At 69.2% G+C, this 16,620-nt stretch carries 18 protein-coding genes; 8 read left to right on the top strand and 10 right to left on the bottom strand.

What is annotated here, in order from left to right; genetic code table 11:
- Window positions 1-106: 106 nt before the first annotated feature.
- From WT60_RS28385 to WT60_RS28415, 5 genes are all read right to left on the bottom strand, one after another.
- Window positions 107-967: a CmcJ/NvfI family oxidoreductase gene (locus WT60_RS28385; RefSeq protein WP_059581738.1), complete on the bottom strand. Its 861-nt coding sequence runs from the start codon at window positions 965-967 to the stop codon at window positions 107-109.
- 15 nt (window positions 968-982) lie between these two features.
- Window positions 983-1,747: an SDR family NAD(P)-dependent oxidoreductase gene (locus WT60_RS28390; protein WP_060356587.1), complete on the bottom strand. Its 765-nt coding sequence runs from the start codon at window positions 1,745-1,747 to the stop codon at window positions 983-985.
- 685 nt (window positions 1,748-2,432) lie between these two features.
- Window positions 2,433-3,641, bottom strand: a complete 1,209-nt coding sequence (locus WT60_RS28405) for an MFS transporter (RefSeq protein ID WP_060356589.1) — start codon at window positions 3,639-3,641, stop codon at window positions 2,433-2,435.
- Between the two features lie 115 nt (window positions 3,642-3,756).
- Complete coding sequence (locus WT60_RS28410) at window positions 3,757-4,776, bottom strand: VTT domain-containing protein (protein ID WP_038744170.1); 1,020 nt, start codon at window positions 4,774-4,776, stop codon at window positions 3,757-3,759.
- Window positions 4,777-5,019: 243 nt separating this feature from the next.
- Window positions 5,020-6,060: a zinc-dependent alcohol dehydrogenase family protein gene (locus tag WT60_RS28415; RefSeq protein WP_038743984.1), complete on the bottom strand. Its 1,041-nt coding sequence runs from the start codon at window positions 6,058-6,060 to the stop codon at window positions 5,020-5,022.
- 235 nt (window positions 6,061-6,295) lie between these two features.
- On the opposite strand from WT60_RS28415, the gene WT60_RS28420 reads away from it, so the two are divergent.
- The 3 genes from WT60_RS28420 to WT60_RS28430 all read left to right on the top strand — a co-directional run bounded on the left by WT60_RS28420 (window position 6,296) and on the right by WT60_RS28430 (window position 8,629).
- The gene (locus WT60_RS28420; protein WP_038743982.1) at window positions 6,296-7,135 is read left to right on the top strand and encodes a universal stress protein; all 840 of its coding nucleotides are present in this window, start codon (window positions 6,296-6,298) and stop codon (window positions 7,133-7,135) included.
- 163 nt (window positions 7,136-7,298) lie between these two features.
- Window positions 7,299-7,796 (top strand): universal stress protein, encoded by a 498-nt coding sequence (locus WT60_RS28425; RefSeq protein WP_038743980.1) that lies wholly within the window; start codon window positions 7,299-7,301, stop codon window positions 7,794-7,796.
- The gene (locus WT60_RS28430) at window positions 7,793-8,629 is read left to right on the top strand and encodes a universal stress protein (RefSeq protein WP_059646765.1); all 837 of its coding nucleotides are present in this window, start codon (window positions 7,793-7,795) and stop codon (window positions 8,627-8,629) included. Before WT60_RS28425 ends, WT60_RS28430 begins: the two co-directional genes overlap by 4 nt.
- 379 nt (window positions 8,630-9,008) lie before the next feature.
- Here WT60_RS28430 and WT60_RS28435 read toward each other — a convergent pair whose 3' ends face one another.
- Entirely contained in the window at window positions 9,009-9,467 is a 459-nt protein-coding gene (locus tag WT60_RS28435; RefSeq protein WP_038743976.1) for a universal stress protein, read from the bottom strand.
- A gap of 568 nt (window positions 9,468-10,035) precedes the next feature.
- Between WT60_RS28435 and WT60_RS28450 the strand changes: the two genes are divergently transcribed.
- On the top strand, window positions 10,036-10,683 hold the full coding sequence (locus tag WT60_RS28450) for a response regulator transcription factor (RefSeq protein ID WP_038743971.1): 648 nt from the start codon (window positions 10,036-10,038) through the stop codon (window positions 10,681-10,683).
- Between the two features lie 99 nt (window positions 10,684-10,782).
- On the opposite strand, the gene WT60_RS28455 is transcribed toward WT60_RS28450, so the two are convergent.
- Both WT60_RS28455 and WT60_RS28460 read right to left on the bottom strand, forming a co-directional pair.
- Window positions 10,783-11,019 (bottom strand): hypothetical protein, encoded by a 237-nt coding sequence (locus WT60_RS28455; protein ID WP_038743969.1) that lies wholly within the window; start codon window positions 11,017-11,019, stop codon window positions 10,783-10,785.
- A 60-nt stretch (window positions 11,020-11,079) separates the two neighbouring features.
- Window positions 11,080-11,370 carry a DUF1488 domain-containing protein gene (locus WT60_RS28460; RefSeq protein WP_038743967.1) on the bottom strand — a complete coding sequence of 97 codons (291 nt, stop codon included), beginning with the start codon at window positions 11,368-11,370 and terminating at the stop codon, window positions 11,080-11,082.
- A 205-nt stretch (window positions 11,371-11,575) separates the two neighbouring features.
- Here WT60_RS28460 and WT60_RS28465 point away from each other — a divergent pair, with 205 nt between their 5' ends.
- Window positions 11,576-12,025: a hypothetical protein gene (locus WT60_RS28465; RefSeq protein ID WP_038744168.1), complete on the top strand. Its 450-nt coding sequence runs from the start codon at window positions 11,576-11,578 to the stop codon at window positions 12,023-12,025.
- A gap of 225 nt (window positions 12,026-12,250) precedes the next feature.
- Here WT60_RS28465 and WT60_RS28470 read toward each other — a convergent pair whose 3' ends face one another.
- Complete coding sequence (locus tag WT60_RS28470) at window positions 12,251-12,439, bottom strand: DUF2964 domain-containing protein (RefSeq protein ID WP_038743965.1); 189 nt, start codon at window positions 12,437-12,439, stop codon at window positions 12,251-12,253.
- A 360-nt stretch (window positions 12,440-12,799) separates the two neighbouring features.
- Between WT60_RS28470 and WT60_RS28480 the strand changes: the two genes are divergently transcribed.
- Entirely contained in the window at window positions 12,800-13,549 is a 750-nt protein-coding gene (locus WT60_RS28480; protein ID WP_038743963.1) for a cupin domain-containing protein, read from the top strand.
- Window positions 13,550-13,892: 343 nt separating this feature from the next.
- Here WT60_RS28480 and WT60_RS34040 read toward each other — a convergent pair whose 3' ends face one another.
- Entirely contained in the window at window positions 13,893-14,096 is a 204-nt protein-coding gene (locus tag WT60_RS34040) for a hypothetical protein (protein ID WP_145986892.1), read from the bottom strand.
- A gap of 158 nt (window positions 14,097-14,254) precedes the next feature.
- Between WT60_RS34040 and WT60_RS28490 the strand changes: the two genes are divergently transcribed.
- Window positions 14,255-15,421 (top strand): FAD-dependent monooxygenase, encoded by a 1,167-nt coding sequence (locus WT60_RS28490; RefSeq protein ID WP_060356590.1) that lies wholly within the window; start codon window positions 14,255-14,257, stop codon window positions 15,419-15,421.
- A gap of 680 nt (window positions 15,422-16,101) precedes the next feature.
- The gene (locus tag WT60_RS28500; RefSeq protein WP_060356619.1) at window positions 16,102-16,419 is read left to right on the top strand and encodes a DUF4148 domain-containing protein; all 318 of its coding nucleotides are present in this window, start codon (window positions 16,102-16,104) and stop codon (window positions 16,417-16,419) included.
- Window positions 16,420-16,620: the final 201 nt, after the last annotated feature.

A 16,620-nucleotide genomic window follows, 5' to 3' on the forward strand; every position in this document is an offset into this window, starting at 1 on the left:
CCGCGCGCGCCGCCGACGCGCGTCGCAAGCGCAATGTGCGCCGGCAGCCCGACCGAGGCCCCGCGCTATTCGCCGCGTCGCCGCCGCAGGCCGCTTGCCGCTCGGCTCACGCGGCCGCCGGCCAGAACACGAGCGCGCGCACCTCGATGCTCCGGCGCGGCGCGGCGGTCGCGGGCGTCGTCGGATCGTCGAACGCGGTGTGCGCGGTGAGGCGCGCGCGCCCGTCGTCGAGCGAATCGTAGATCTTCAGCAGCAGCACCTCGTCGGCGCGCAGCCGCGGAAAGTAGAGCCAGCGATGCGCGGGATTCGCGAGAACCGAATACGTCTCGCCGACCTTGTCGCGATAGACGAGATCGCTCGGCACGAGATCGTCCGGCGCGATCGTGCGCGCGTCGCATAGCGCGAGCGGCAGCCGTTCGACGACGTCGAGCGGACGCCACACGTTGACGATCGCGAAGCGGTGCCGCAAGCGCGCCTCGGCTTCGTCCGCGGGCAGATGATCGCGCACGCGGCGCGGCGCCGACACGAACGTCTGATCGTTGTGCACGCGCCGCACCGGCTCGCGCAGCGCGGCCGTCGCGCGCGAGCCTTGCGCGCTGTCGCGCAGCGTGTGATCGAAGATGACGACCTTCTCGGCGCCCGTCGCCGCGCGCAGGAGCGCGTCGACTTCAGCGTAGTAGCGCGAGCGGATCGCCGCGTCGTCGGCAAAATCCGCGAGCGCGCTGCGATGCGCGACGAGCTCGAAGCCGCTCGCATCGAGCCCGAGCGCGCCCGCCGCCGCGAGCGGCCGCGCGTCGCGAATCTTCACGCGCCGCGGCGCGAGCTCGCCCGTCGCCCACGGCGTGCCGGGCGGCGGCTCGAACGTGTACGCCACCGGGCGCGCGACGCCCTTCGCCAGATAGTTGACTTCCGCTTCGATCTCGCCGCCTTCCTGCACAAGCGGCCGCTGTTCGATGACTGTGCTCATCGCGACTACTCCTCGTCAGAACGCTTCGTTGTACGGACGCAGATCGAGCTCCTGCGTCCACGCACTGCGATGCTGCACGTGCAGTTGCCAGTAACTCTCGGCGATCGCGTCGGGCGACAGCAGCCCGTCGGCGCCCGCTTGCGCGGCGCGCTCGGGCGCGGCGCTGCGCAAGCGCTCGCCATCGATGCCGCCGTCGATCACCGCATGCGCGACGTGAATGCCGCGCGGCCCGAACTCGCGCGCGAGCGTCTGCGCGAGCGCGCGCAGGCCGGCCTTCGCCGACGCGAACGCGGCGAACGGCGGGCGGCCGCGCAACGACGCCGTCGCGCCCGTGAACAGCAGGCTGCGGGGCGCGTCGTTGCTTGCGTCGAGCAACTGCTGTGCAAGCGCGGCCTTCGCGAACAGGAAACCGCCGATCACGTTCGTGCGCCAAGCGTTCTCGAACTGCGCGACGCTCAGTTCGAGCGTCGGCGCGCGCACGGCGTTGCCCGCGTTGAACACCCCCGCCCGCAGCGTGCCGAGCGTGCGCACTTCGACGGCGAGCCGCTCGACGTCGGACTCGCTCGCGATGTCGCCGCTCGCGACGTGCGCGACGCCGCCTTGCGCGCGGATCTCGTCGGCGACGGCCGCGACGCGCTCGTGCGTGCGCCCCGTCTGCACGACCGCGAAGCCCTCGCGCGCGAAGCGCCGGCCGACGGCCGCGCCGAGCCCGGCGCTCGCGCCGACGCCCGCGATCCACGCGAGCGGAATGGAAGTGGATGACACCGTATCGATCGTCATATCGGCGAACCCTATATCGTCTGTCGCGCGTGCGAAACGAAGAAAACGAGATATGTTTATCCGGACGGTTGCGAACGCGCTCGTTGATGGAGCGTTGAGCATAGAGCGTTTTTAAAACCCTGTCGGCCGCGCAGTTTTGCGGGTGTTTTACCGGGGTTTCGCAGCAGTTTCGCAGGGGTTTTGCAGGGGCTTTGCGAATGATCGGCGACCGGGAAGGCGACCGGGAAGGCGATCGGACGGCGGCGCACGATCGGCGGGAAGAGCGAGCGCGGCGCTCGGCATGTTCGTCGATCGCTGCGCGCCGGCGCGCAGCGTTTCCGATCGCCGTGCGCGGATGGTCGGTCGCGTCCGGCGACGAACGCGTTCGTGATGCGCGATGGCGATGCGCGACGCAGCGTTGACGCCGCGCGATCAGGCAGGCGCTTCGTGCGGCAACGTGTGCGCGATCGGCGCAATCGACATGCGTCACGCTCACGCTCCGCACGCCCCCATGCTCGAGCCCATCGCTCGTCACATCGTCGCCATCGTCATCCTTGTCGCTCTCGTCGTCGCCCTTGTCGTCGCCATCGTCGTCGCCGCCGACGCTACCGCTGCGTTCGATTTCGACTTCGCCCTCGTCTTCGCCGCCTCGATCTCCGTCAACGCCGATCGATCCGGCGCGTCACCGAACATCGAACGGCCGCCGTCACTCCGCGTATTGCGCCCGCCGCCGAACGAAGCCGCACATCGCGAGCGCGACGGCCGCGAGCGCCGCGCCCGTGAAGAACGTCGTCGGTGCGCCGTGGCGCTCCCACAGCCAGCCGGCGAGCGCGCTCGCCGCCAGCATCGCGATCCCGCCGGCGAGATTGAACACGCCGAACGCGGTGCCGCGCAGGTCCGGCGGCGCGGTTTCCGCGACGAGCGCCGCCAGCATCCCCTGCGTAAAGCCCATGTGCAATCCCCACACGGCGACGCCTGCGAACAGCGCCGTCAGCGACGCGCTCGCGCCGAGCACCAGATCGGCCGCGACCAAGAGCAACATGCCGGCCGCGAGCGGCACGCGCGCGCCGAACCGGTCCGACACGATGCCGACGGGGTACGCGGACGCCGCGTACGCGACGCTCATCACCACCATCACGGCCGGAATCCACGCAACGTCGAGGCCCGCCTGCTGCGCGCGCAGCACGAGAAACGCTTCGCTGAAGCGCGCGAGCGTGAACGCGGTGCCGATCAGCACGACGAACCAGTAGCGCCCCGAAAACGCGCGCAGCGCGCGCCAATGCAGCGGCGAGCGGAACGCCCGCGCGGCGGCGGGCGCGGGCGCCGGCTCGTCGACGCCGAACACGATCAGCGCGACCGCGAGAAACGCCGGCACGACCGCGAACCACAGCACGACGCGAATGTGACCGGCGAACGCGAGCATCAGCGCGATCGCGAGCAGCGGCCCGGCGAACGCGCCGACGGTATCCATCGACTGGCGCAGCCCGAAGCACGCGCCGCGGATCTCGGGCGGCGCGATGTCGGCGACGAGCGCGTCGCGCGGCGCGCCGCGGATGCCCTTGCCCACGCGATCGAGGAGCCGCGCGGCGGCCACCGTCGCCGGGCCGCCCGCAAGCGGGAACAGCGGCTTCGTCAGCGCGGCGAGCCCGTAGCCGAGCAGAAGCAGCGCCTTGCGCCGGCCGAGCCAGTCGCTCAGCGCGCCCGAGAAGATCTTGACGATCATCGCGCTCGCCTCGGCCGCGCCTTCGAGCACGCCGAGCGCCGCGACGCTCATCCCCATCGTCGTCACCAGATAGATCGGCAGCAGCACATGAATCAGCTCGGACGACACGTCCATGCACAAGCTGACGAAGCCGAGCGCCCAGACGGTGCGCGGAATCGGCGGACGAGCGGAGGAAGCGGGACGCGCGGGCATGGGCGGGTTCGTGATCGGTCGTCGAAATGGAATGCGCGCGAAGCGTCGAAGCGATCCGGCCGGACGATGAAACGGCGCGGCGGCGGCGCGCCGGGCCGCCGCGCTCGCCGCGCGGCTAGTCCGTCACGCCTGCGCGCATCGGAAAGCCGCCGTCGCCCGGCACGACGGGCGGCGCGACGTAGCGAGCCGCGTCGAAATCCGCGGGCAGCGGCTCGACCGGATAGCCGAGCTTCTCCCATGCGTCGAGGCCGCCCTTCAGCGCGAGCGCGTGGCGGATCTGCTTGCGCTGCAGCTGGCTCACGATGCGCTTGGCGGTTGCCTCGTTCGGGCACACGCAGTAGACGACGATCGCACGTGTCGTCAGGTCCGGATGCAACGAATCGGGCGAATCGAGATCGAGCGGATACGCACCCGCGATCCGGTACGCCTCCTTCTCGCGCACCGCGCGCGGCCGCGCGTCGAACACGACGGGCGGCGCGGCCGATTTCAGCATCGCGTCGAGCTGCTGCGGGCTGATGCGGATCTTCGCGAGCCAGCGGCGAAAGCGCACGCGCATCGCCCAGCGGTACAGCAGGAACGTGACGAAGATCGCCGCGAACGCGTCGAACAGCGTGCCGCCGCTCGCGCTCACCCACTGCATCAGCCGCACGATCTCGTCGTGCAGCGCCGCGCCGCCGAAGAGCCACACGCTCGCCCACAGCGACGCGCCCGCGACGTCCCAGAGCAGGAACACCCACACGGCGACGGCCGTCGTGCCGAGCAGCGGCGCGGACACGAGCCCGAGGCCCGGCAGGAATTTCGCGAGCACGAGCAGCGGCGCGCCGTGCTTTTCGAACACCTTGCGCGCGACGCGCAGCGTCGCGTCGAGCGACAGGGAGAAACGCACGAGCGCGTTGAGGAGCCGCCGGCCGCGCGCGCGCCCGGCGAAGAACCACATCGAATCGGCGAGCACCGTCGCGGCGACCGCCGCGCAGAGCATGCTCGCATAGGACGCCTGCCCCATCGCCGCCATCGTGCCGCCGATGATCAGCATCGGCACGGCAGGAACGGGCATGCCGAGTTGCGTGACGAGGACGCTGGCGAACACGGCCCACGGACCGAGCGACGCGGGAATAGCCTGGGGAAAATGCCACACGGGCGCACCTCGAACGCGACGAATGCCGAGCCGGGTGGCGTCGGCGCGCGCGGACCGCCGCGGCGCCGGCCGCGAAGCGAGCGCGGCGTGAATCGGCATCCCGCATTCTAAACGCGTTTCGTGACCCGTTCGCGCGGACGAGCGCGCCCCCGCCCGGCTTCGGAAAACCGGGCGCATCGCGACGGCCGTCGAAGGCGGCGGCGTCCGCGGCGCGCAAGGCCCGCGCGCCGCCCGGCCGCCAGCCTATTCGGACACGTCGATGATGACCTTCAGCGCGCGCGTGTTCGCCGCGTGGCCGAACGTCTCGTACGCCTGTTCGATGTCGGCGAGCGGAAAACGGTGCGTGATCAGTTGCTTCGGATCGAGCCGCCCCGCGCCGACGGTCTTCAGCAGCATCGGCGTGCTCGAGGTGTCGACGAGCCGGGTCGTGATCGTGATGTTGCGGTCCCAGAGCGTCTCGAGATGCAGGTCCGCCTTCACGCCGTGCACGCCGACGTTCGCGATCACGCCGCCCGGCGCGATGATCTGCTGACACAGCTCGAACGACGCGGGAATGCCGACCGCCTCGATCGCGCAATCGACGCCGTCGCCCGTCAACGCCTTCACCTCGGCGATCGCGTCGACCTGGCCGTTGTCGATGCACGCGGTCGCGCCGAAGCGCTTCGCGACCGCGAGCCGGTTCGGGTCGGGATCGATCATCACGATCTGCGCGGGCGAGTAGAACTGCGCGGTCAAGAGCGCCGCGAGCCCGATCGGCCCCGCGCCGACGATCGCGACCGTGCCGCCCGGCTGCACGCGGCCGTTCAGCACGCCGCATTCGAAGCCGGTCGGCAGGATGTCGGACAGCATCACGAGCGCTTCCTCGTCGGCGCCCGGCGCAATCCGGTACAGGCTCGTCTGCGCGTGCGGAATCCGCACGTATTCGGCCTGCGTGCCGTCGATCCGGTTGCCGAGAATCCAGCCGCCCGTCGTGCAGTGCGAATACATCCCGCGCCGGCAGTATTCGCACTGCCCGCACGACGAGATGCACGAGATCAGCACGCGGTCGCCCTCCTTCAGCGTGTTGACCGCAGCGCCCACGCGATGCACGACGCCGACGCCCTCGTGGCCGAGAATGCGCCCCGGCTCGCAGCTCGGCACGTCGCCTTTCAGGATGTGCAAATCGGTGCCGCAGATCGTCGTGCGCGTGACGCGCACGATGACGTCCGTCGGCGCCGCCAACTCCGGCATCGGGCGCTCGTCCAGCGACTTGCCGCCGGGCCCGTGATACACCAGCGCTTTCATGTCGTCTTCTCCGCTCGCGGGGCGTGGGATGCCCCTCGCGCCTCACTCTAGGCGCTTGCCGCGCACGCCGGTTGACGCGCATCAAGCGGCGCGGCCCGCCCGCGTGCGGCGCCCGGGCGCGGGCGGGCGGCCGGACGGGTTTTGATCTGAGTCAAGCGCCCCGCCCGCGCGCTTCATAGACTGGGGGCATACGCACAGACGGCGCCAGGCGCGCCGGTACCAAGGAGAACGAGCGATGAGCTACAAGAGCATCCTGGTCCATCTCGACACGAGCGACCGCGCGCGCACGCGGCTCGAAACCGCGCTGACGCTCGCGCGTCAGTTCGGCGCCCACCTGACGGCGGTCTTCGCGATCTACACGCCCGAGCCCACGTCGTTCTACGTGATGGCGGGCACGGCCGACTACTTCGCCGACCAGGAGAAGCGGCGCGGCGAGAAGCGCGCGGCGCTCGAGCGCCTGTTCCATGCGGAACTCACGCGCGCGAACGTGCAGGGCCAGTGGATCGTCGCCGACGCGCGCGCGAACGACGCGGTGCCGCACTACGCACGCTACGCGGATCTCGTGATCGCCGGCCAGACCGATCCGGACGATCCGGAAACCTACGTCGACGACAGCTTCCCCGATACCCTCGTGCTGTCGGCGGGCCGCCCGGTGCTGCTGCTGCCGTACGCGGGCATGCCGTCCGCGATCGGCACGCGCGTGCTCGCCGCGTGGGACGGCAGCCGCGAGGCGACGCGCGCCGTCCACGACGCCGCGCCGTTCCTCGCGCTCGCGACGAAGACGACGATCGTCACCGTCAACGGCGCCGCGCAGGAGCCGCCCGGTGCGCGGATTCCGGGCGCCGACATCGCGCTCACGCTCGCACGGCATCACGCGAACATCGACGTGCGCGATCTCGAACGCTCGCGCGACTCGTCGATCGGCGACGTGCTGCTGTCGCACGCGTACGAATCGGGCTCGGATCTGCTCGTGATGGGCGCATACGGCCACGCGCGCTGGAAGGAGCTGATTCTCGGCGGCGTGACGCGCACGATCCTGGCGTCGATGACGGTGCCGGTCCTGATGTCGCACTGAGCGGCGCAAGGCGCGCGTTCGCAGCCGCCCGAAGAGGCGCGCGGACGCAAGGCCGCGCGGGCGCGCATCGCGCGGCCCGCAGTTCGCGCTGGGTAATGGCCGTTCCGGCGCGCGATGTGCGACCGGAAACGGCCGAAAACGAAACGGGTGTTGGGAGACAGACATGTATTCGATCATTCTTGTCGCGCTCGACGGCAGCGAGACGGCGTCGCACGCGCTCGACGCGGCGCTGCAGCTCGCGGTCGACACGAACGCGCGGCTCGTGCCCGTCTACGTCGTCGACATGCCGGTGTTCGCGTTCGACACGCCGGGCTACGACCCGTCGATCCTCATCGACGCGTTCCGCGAGGAAGGCCGGCGCGTGCTCGACGACGCGCAGGGCCGGATGACGCGGCGCGGCGTCGCCGGCGCGCCGCGGCTCGTCGAGGTCGAGCCGCCGGGCGAGGACGTCGCCGAGCGCCTCGAGCGCGCGGCGCGCGAGATCGGCGCGAGCCTGATCGTGATGGGCACGCACGGCCGGCGCGGCGTCCGGCGGCTGATGCTCGGCAGCGTCGCCGAGCGATTGCTGCGGCACGCCCGCTGCCCCGTGCTGATGATTCCGGCCCGCAGCGCGCCGGCCGACGACGCGAACGCCATTCATCCGACGGAGGCCGTGAGATGAAATTCAAGACTTTGCTCGTCCATGTCGACGACAGCCGCCAGAGCGACGCGCGCACCGAGTTCGCGCTCGACCTCGCGCGGCGCTGGGACGCCCACGTGATCGGCCTGTACGTCGTGAGCCAGGATCTGATGCGGCCGCTCTTTCGCAGCGACGAAAGCCTGCGGCTCGCGGCGAACGAGGCGCAGCACGCCGCGCGGCGCGACGCCGCGCAGGCGCGCTTCACCGCCGCGGGCGCGCGCGCGGGCGTCGGCTTCGAATGGCGCGCGCCGGCCGGCCCGCCCACCGACGTCGCGACGCTGCATGCGCGCCACGCGGACCTCGTGGTGCTCGGCCAGCCCGATCCCGGCGACGACGCTGCACACATCGAGCCGCATTTCGTCGACGACGTCGTGATGAGCTGCGGGGTGCCCGCGATCGTGCTGCCGTTCACGGGCGCGATGCGCACGTTCGGCGAGAACGTGCTGGTCGGATGGGACGGCAGCCGCGAAGCCGCGCGCGCGGTCACCGATGCGCTGCCGCTCCTCAAACGCGCGCGCTTCGTGACGGTGGAGAGCGTGCTGCGGCGCCGCAAGACGGGCGCGGATCTCGCGCCCGCCGGCATCGACGTCGCGGCGTACCTCGGACGGCACGGCATCCAGGCGTCGTTCTCGGCGTCGGCGCACGTGCCGGGCGTCGAAACGGGCGCGGCACTGCTCAACCGCGCCGCCGACCTGCATGCGGACCTGCTCGTGACGGGCGCATACGGCCACACGCGCACACACGAGCGCGTGCTGGGCGGCGTGACCCGGACGATGCTCGAATCGATGACGGTGCCGGTGCTGCTGTCGCACTGACGCCGCGCCGTCACGGCGCCGGCGAGCGGCATGGTCGCCGGCGCCCCTGCGTCAGGCCGGGCCGGGAGCCCGGCGCCTGAGTTCGCCGATCCGGCGCCGGCCGATATGCGCGAAAAGGCTCGATTTCCGGCCCCGTTTCCGGTTACCGTCCGTTGTCGTTCGTTGCCGTTCGTCCGTTGCCGTTCGTGCGCGGCGGGCGTTGCATAGGTTGCACATCGCATCGCCCGCGCGACTTTCGTCATATGCCGAAGCCGACGATTCGCACGGCCGCCGCGCTCGGCGAATCAGCGGCTTCGCGACCGCGCGCCTTCGCTCGCCGCGCATGCCGTTTCCGCGGCGCACCATCCCAATGCGGCCGATCGCGTCGCGGCGATCCGCGTCACGACGCGAGTTCGTCGTGGCGACGCAGCAGCACCGGCCGGTCCGCCATCCGGAGCAGCGATTCCGCCACGCTGCCGAGCAGCAGCCTGCGTATCCCGTGGCGCCCGCTCGTGCCCATCACGATCAGGTCGGCATCGGATTCGGCGGCCGTGCGCATCAGCACCGCCGCGACATCCTCGCCATACGAATCGATCGCTCGCACCGAGCCCTCGACGTGCTGCTCCGCGAGCCGCCCCTTCGCGTCGGCGAGCACGCGAGTCGCGATGTCGGCCGCCGAGTTGTCGTCCTCCTGCGGCTCGATGTACGCGGCGTTGACGTCGACGAGCTGCGGCTTGTGCTCGACGACGCAAACCGCCGTCACCGTCGCGCCGAACGTCTTGGCGATCTTGATCGCTTCGTCGAGCGCGACGCTCGCGCTGCGGCTGCCGTCGAGCGCCGCGAAGATTTTTTTGTACATGGTCGACACCTCCGGAAAACCTCACTCGAATCGCGTGCGAGCACGCCCTGCGGAGAGTCTCGCGCGCCGCGAGCAGGCCACCGTTGACGAGGATCAAGCGCGCGCTCGGGCACGCGCATGCGCCGGCACATTGCGCGGCGCGCATGCGGCGCTGCCGCATTCGCGGCACGCATTGCGTCAATCCCATTAGCCAAAAGCAATCAAATCGAGCACAATTTCGTCTCAATATTGATGAAATGAGGCTGCGGCACTCTTGCGACTGCGTCCGAGCGTTCGGGACGCCGCGTCGCTGCCCGCCTCGACCGGGGAGGATCTTGACGACCGCTCATACGACGGTTCGAAACGAACGCGCGCACGCCGCGCCCGGCGCCGGTTCGCCCGCGCGGGCACGCGCCGCCGCATTCGCGGCTGCCGACGCCGGCACGCCTGGCGCCGGCCGGGCCACGCGCGCGCCGGCCCGCACGCGCGGCGCGCGGCCGCGCGTGCGCACGACGCCTCGCGCCATCGAAACCGCCGTCCGCCGGCCGCCTTCCCCGATGCAATCGATTCGACAGGAAGATTTCCACCCATGATCAAGGTTCTGATTGCCGACGACCACGCGCTCGTGCGCGACGGCTTGCGCCACATCCTGCAGAACGCATCCGGCTTCGAGGTCGCGGGCGAAGCGTTCGACAGCGCGACGACGATCGCGCTCGTCCGCTCGACGCCCGCGCAGGTGCTCGTGCTCGATCTGTCGATGCCGGGACGCAACGGCGTGGAGCTCATCAAGCAGATCAAGGAAGAAAAGCCCGCGCTGCGCATCCTCGTGCTGACGATGCATGCGGAGCAGCAGTACGCGGTGCGCGCGTTCCGCGCGGGCGCGTCCGGCTATCTGACGAAGGAAAGCGCGAGCTCGGAGCTCGTCGGCGCGGTGACGAAGGTCGCGTCTGGCGGCGTCTACGTGAGCCTCGCGATGGCCGAGCGCTTCGCGCAAAGCCTGAACGAGCCGGCGGAAACGCTGCCGCACCACCGCCTCTCGGACCGCGAATTCGATGTGTTCCGCCGGATCGCGTCGGGGCAGACGCTCACGCAGATCGCCGACGAGCTGTGCGTGAGCGCGAAGACGGTCAGCACGTACAAGACGCGGATTCTCGAGAAGATGCAGATGCCGCACGAAGCGGCGCTCGTGCGCTACGCGCTGCGGCACAAGCTGATCGACGACCCGGACGAGGATTGACGGCCGCCGCCCGGGCCGGCGCGCGGCGTCGATGCGGCGCTTCCACGCGCGACGGAGCCGCGGCACGCGGACGCGCGCCGTGTCTTGCCGTGCTCGGGCCTACATGTTGAATGCTTTCGACATCTTCAGCTCGATCCAGGTCATGCCGGCGCGCAGCCCCTCGACCATCGCGTCGCGCTCGGTCGGAAATGTCCGGCCGTGCCGGAACGCGTGTTTGAACGCCCCGCCCGGCGCGCCGTGCATCACCTTGATGTCGCACACGTAACCGCCCGGCACCGGCGACGTCGTCACCTCGACCGTCCAGTCGCCATCCTGAATGTTGCCTGACAACGTCATGTCGTTCTCCTGCCGAACCGGCCGCCGCGTCGCGTCGCGAAGCCGCGCGGCGCGCGGGCGCTACTCGTAAAGAAATCGAAAGAACCCGCTGTGCAGCAGGACCGGCTTGCCGCCGATCTCCGTGAGCATCCGCTGCGCGGCGTGCTCGATCTTCTTGCGGTGCAGGTTGAACGCCGCGAGCAGATCGTCCTCCTTCAGCGATTGCGCGCCGAAATGATCCTCGAGCGCCTCGGCCGTGATCGCGCACTGCACGTACGCCTCGTCGACGAGCGCGGGAAACGCGACGACGAGATCGCGCGCGCAATATTCGGGCGGTGGATCCTGTGGAAACGAAACCTTCATGACCGACATGACAACCTCCTGTAGCCGCTGCCCGGCCGGGCAGCGGACCCATCGATGCCTCAGCATAGAGCCGCGGCGCCGCGCACGCTTGACCCACGTCAATCGGCCGCGCACGGCGCACGGTTGATCTGCGTCAACCCGCCGGCACGCCGCGCAACGATGATCGTTTCATCGCTCGCGCCGGCGCCGCGAGCGTCGAACGATGGGGCGAGCGATGACACTGAAAGCGAATCTCGAGGGCGTGCGCGACACGTATCGTCTGTGCTTCGTGCGCAGTCCGTGGGCCTATTTCACGTGCCTGCCGCTCGATCGCCAGTGCGGCGACCGCTGGAGCGAGGCGCCTTACGAGCTGTACGCAGGGCCGCCTTACGGGGACAGTCCGGACCAGATCCTGCGCGTCGCGTTCGACGGCCCGCTGCTGCCGCCCGAGGCCGGGCGCGGCGCGCTCACCTGCAGCGTCGTCGACATCAACGAAGGGCTCGCGCCCTGGCTTCGGACCGAAAGCTATTTCGGCGGCGAGCCGCTGTCGATCGCCGCGGGCGCGACGCTCGGCACGTTCGTCGAGACGATCGAGAAAGCAGGCGGCACCGTGTTCATTCCGCTCGCGTGGGGAGAATTGCCGCTCGCGGACAAGCGCGCGCATTCGGCGGTGGAGCCGGGCTGAACGGCGAGCCCGCGATTCGGGCAACCGGAATGCGCCGGGCGGGCGGGCCGCCGGCGATCGCTCTCGGCCCCGAACGCCGCGACAACTGAGCTCTTGCGACGATCGCGCCGCGCGCGGGCGCGGCATGGGCAAGCGCCCGGGTGCACGCATTCCTCGGCGAGCGTGCCGCTCGATGCGCAACACACGCCAGCGCGCGCCGCGTGCAAAACGTGCGCTTCAATACGCTCAGCGCTCGTCCTTCGGCGTCGGATTGAGCAGCACGACAAACGCGGCGACGCCGAGCGACAGCGCGACCACGCCATAGAGAAATTCGGCGTTGCTGTCGAACAGCAGGCCGCGAACCGCCTCCATCATCCCCGCGAGCGAAATGAACACGGCGATGGTCGCGAGAACGACCCGATATTTGCGCACCATGACGGTCTCCTGGCTTCGTGTGAGCGGCCGCTCGATCCTGCGCGGCCGCGCCGCCGGTGTCGTCACGCGCGATCGACGCTCGTGCTTCCTATCCAGCCTTTGCGTATGATCGCCCGTCGCGCGACGGCGGCCTTGACCTGAGTCAAGCGCCGCCCGGGCGCGCGAACGTGCCGGGCGCAGCGTCGGAAACGCGCGTAGAAATGCGCCTCCACACGCGTAAAAAGCGAAAAGCGTCGCTGTACAATGCACGGGCATCATCGCCGCGCCGCGCCCGCGCGAACGGGCGCGGACGATGCAATCGCCAACGCGCGCCGCGCGTTTGTCTGCGTCGAACGGCAACCGTAGCCTCGTGGGAGATTCATGGATTCGGACATCATGCACATCGGCGGACGCATCCGCCGCCTGCGCCGCGAGCTGAAGAAAACGCTGCTCGAGATCGCCACCGAGGCAAACCTGTCGGTCGGATTCCTGTCGCAAGTCGAACGCAACCTGACCGGCATTTCGATTTCTTCGCTCGTCAACGTCGCCAAAGCGCTGCGCGCGCCGCTTGCCGCACTCATCGACCAGCCCCGTCAGGATCAGCCGGATTCGCACCAGGGCAGCCGCGAGTCGTATTCGATCCGTCCGACGCAGCAGCGCTACGAGCGCCTGTCGACCACCTTCGCGGGCAGCCAGCTCAATGCGGTCAAGGTGTCGATGATGGAAGGCTACTGCTCCGAATGGGTCGCGCACGCCGGCGACGAATTCGTGTTCGTGCTGTCGGGGCGCGTCCAATACACGGTCGGCAAGCGGGACTACCCGCTCGGCCCCGGCGATTCGCTGCACTTCAACGCGCACGAGCGGCATCGCGTCGTGAACGTGGGCAACGAACCCGTCGAGCTGATCGCGGTCGGCACGCTGCCGCTCTTCGGCGACGGACAGCCCGCGTTCCCTTCGCTGCCGGGCGAGCAGAAGCGGCCGCGCGCACGCGCGGCGCGCGGGAAGGTCGAGCCGACGCAGGCGCAGGCGCCTTCGACGCAAAAGGCCGGACGACGCAAGCAGGCGCCGGCCGCGCGCACGGCCGCGACGAACGGCGCCGTGCGTCGCGGCGCGAAGAAAACCGCCCGCTGAATGCCGAGCAAGCGATGCCGGCACGCCGGGGCCTATCCTTGTAGCGCGTGCGGGCTTCGATTCCGCGACGCTCGGGCGCGCGTCGCCGTTGAACGGCACGCGCGCGCACGGCAATCGCGCCCACCGCTCGCATAACGCTCGGTCGTCCGTATCGCATCACGATTCGCATGCGGCTGAACGCATGCTCGAACGCGTCGCGCGACGCATGCGCTGCGTCATCGCGAATTTCCGCATCAGCGATCGATTCAATCATCACATTCATTTCAATTTCAATGAAATGAATCGCTATATTTTTCAATAATTCAAAACAAATAATCCGCCCCATCCTAAACGCGGTTCCCATTCAATTTTTATTTCCCGCCATCATATTTATTTGCATATTTTTTGCATCTTTAATACGATTTCCCGCGCGGACGGCGAGCGATGCATTCATTTCGCGGCGCTCGATCGCCGGCCCGCCGTGGGAAGCTGCCTGTCGATCCCGGACGAACGCAACATTCATCGCGAACCGGATCGACAAGAATGCCGACAAAATCGTATCAATCATTAATTTGGCGACTTAAAAATCACGAATAAAGCATCGTAAAAAATCGAAGCGGCACACGGATATCGCTCATAGACCCGCGTCGAAATTCGCCTGACGGGGCCCGCTCGGTGCCGGGAAGCGCCGTCGACGGCGATCACTGGAAAAAAAACGAACCCACTATGGAAAACAAGCAAGTCGATGTACTGATCAACGGCAGCGGCATCGCAGGCGTCGCACTGGCGTACCTGCTCGGAACGCGCGGCCACAGTGTCACGGTAATCGAGCGCGTGGCACGCAACCGCGCGCAAAACGGCGCCGATTTGCTGAAACCTTCCGGCATCGACGTCATTCGCAAGATGGGGTTGCTCGACGACGTCTTCGCCGCCGGCGGGCTCAGGCGCGACGCGATGAAGCTGTTCCACGACAAGGAACCGATCGCTTCGCTCGACTATCGCGCGTCCAGCGCGCTCGGCTTCTTCATCCTGATTCCGTGCGAGCAGTTGCGACGCCTGCTGCTCGTCAAGCTCGACGGCCTGCCCAACGTGGATTTGCGCTTCGAGACGTCGATCGAGCGTATCGAGCAAGATGCCGCCGGCGCGGTGACGTCGCTCGGGCTGAGCGACGGCGGCACCGTCGCGCCCAAGGTGCTGATTGGCGCCGACGGAGCGCGCTCGACGGTCCGCACCGACATCCTGCGCATCGATGCCGAGCGCATTCCCTATGCGACGCCGATGGCGTTCGGCACGATTGCGCTGACCGACAGCGTTCGCGCATGCAACCGGCTGTACGTCGATTCGAGCCGGGGCCTCGCGTATTTCTATCCGATCGGCAGCGAAGCCACGCGCATCGTGGTCAGCTTTCCCGCCGACGAAATGCAGGGCTATCTCGCCGACGCCACGCGCACGAAACTGATCGCGCGCCTGAGCGAGTTCGTCGGCGACGAGAGCGCCGACGCGATGGCCGTGATCGGCGCGGAAACGCCGTTCCCGTTGATCCCGCTCGGGCGGATGAACGTCGACTGCTATCACAAGCAGAACGTCGCGCTGCTCGGCGATGCCGCGCACAGCATTCACCCGATCACCGGCCAGGGAATGAATCTCGCGATCGAGGATGCCGGCGAGCTCGGCCAGTGCCTCGACGCGTACTTGAGCGGACAGTCCACGCTCGCCGATGCGCTCGGCCGGTTCGAGCGCGCGCGGCATCCCGTCAACGAAGCGGTGATTTCCTACGGCCACGCGCTGGCGACCACGTACCACGATCGCTCCGCGCTCCTTGCGAGCTTCCGTTCGCAATTGCAGACGAGCGGGCGCGATTCCGCGTTGCTCGGGACGGCCGTCGAAGCGTGAGCGAGGATGACCGGATATTCCGAGTAATCGCTGCGGATGTGTCGTGGTGTCGTGGTGTCGTGGTGTCGTGGTGTCGTGGCGTCGTGGCGTCGTGGCGTCGTGGCGTCGTGGCGTCATGTCGCGTCGCCATGTCGCGCCGTTGAGTCGCTTCGCCTCGTGGAGCGAGCGGACTGCGCGAAGCACGGCTCCCGCGATGCCGCGCGAGCGAATCGCCCCACCGTGACGGGGATGCATCGGCATCAAAGCCGCAACGACTCGTACCGGCGATTCGTCCTGGCCGAGCGCCGGCGAACGGGAGGCGGCCCCATGCCGCCCGTTCTCGCCCTCGGCCGGACGAACGGCGCGATGCGCGCGGATACCGCGCATGCGCATCGAACGCCGCTTTCGCCAGTCCGGTCGCGGCGTTGCGGCGTTGCGGCGTTGCGGCGTTGCGGCGATTGTCGTGTCGCGCCCGTCGTGCCGCTCGATCGCGCATCGCCGCGCGCCATCGCGGGCCGGCTTTCGCGACCGCACGTCGGCCGCGCGACGTCTCTCACCGTCCGATCGCGCACTCGTACCGCATGACATGCGGCAGCATTCGATGCGACGCCGTTAACTCTCTCTTAAGGCGGATTTGTCAAGCTTCAGTGGCCGGCTGCGAGCACGCCTGCCCGCAGCGGCGACAAATGGAGGTATGCATCGTGAAATCCGCTCTGAAAACGGCCGCACTCGCGCTCGCGCTCGCCGTTCCGGCCCTGTCGTTCGCGCAGCCGTCGTCCAACGGGCCGCTAACGCGCACGCAAGTGCGCGACGAGCTGACTCAACTCGAAAGAGCCGGCTATCAGCCTTCGAAGAACCAGTATCCGGCCAATATCCAGGCGGCCGAAGCGCGTATCGCGCCCGCCAACGGCCACGCCGACCTGTCCGGCTACGGCGGCTCCGCCGGCGGCGCGATGCAGTCCGGCCAGCGTGTCTCGCCGACGTCGGGCGGCTGGGACGCACCCTATCGTCATCACTGATCGACGCGCGGGCCGGCTACGCCGGCCGCGATAGGCGCCGCCCATCGACGGCGCTCGCCCGATGCGCTGACGACAACCGCGCACACCGCGCGCTCTCGCGCGTTGGCTGAGCGAACGCGCCGCGGGCGGCAGGCATTCGTGCCGTCGCCGGCCGCCGGCGCGCCCGCCCCGAACTCGACGGCGCGGGTGAACAGCGCACGA

The organism is Burkholderia sp. MSMB617WGS, assembly GCF_001532025.2.
Taxonomy (GTDB): Bacteria; Pseudomonadota; Gammaproteobacteria; order Burkholderiales; family Burkholderiaceae; genus Burkholderia; species Burkholderia savannae.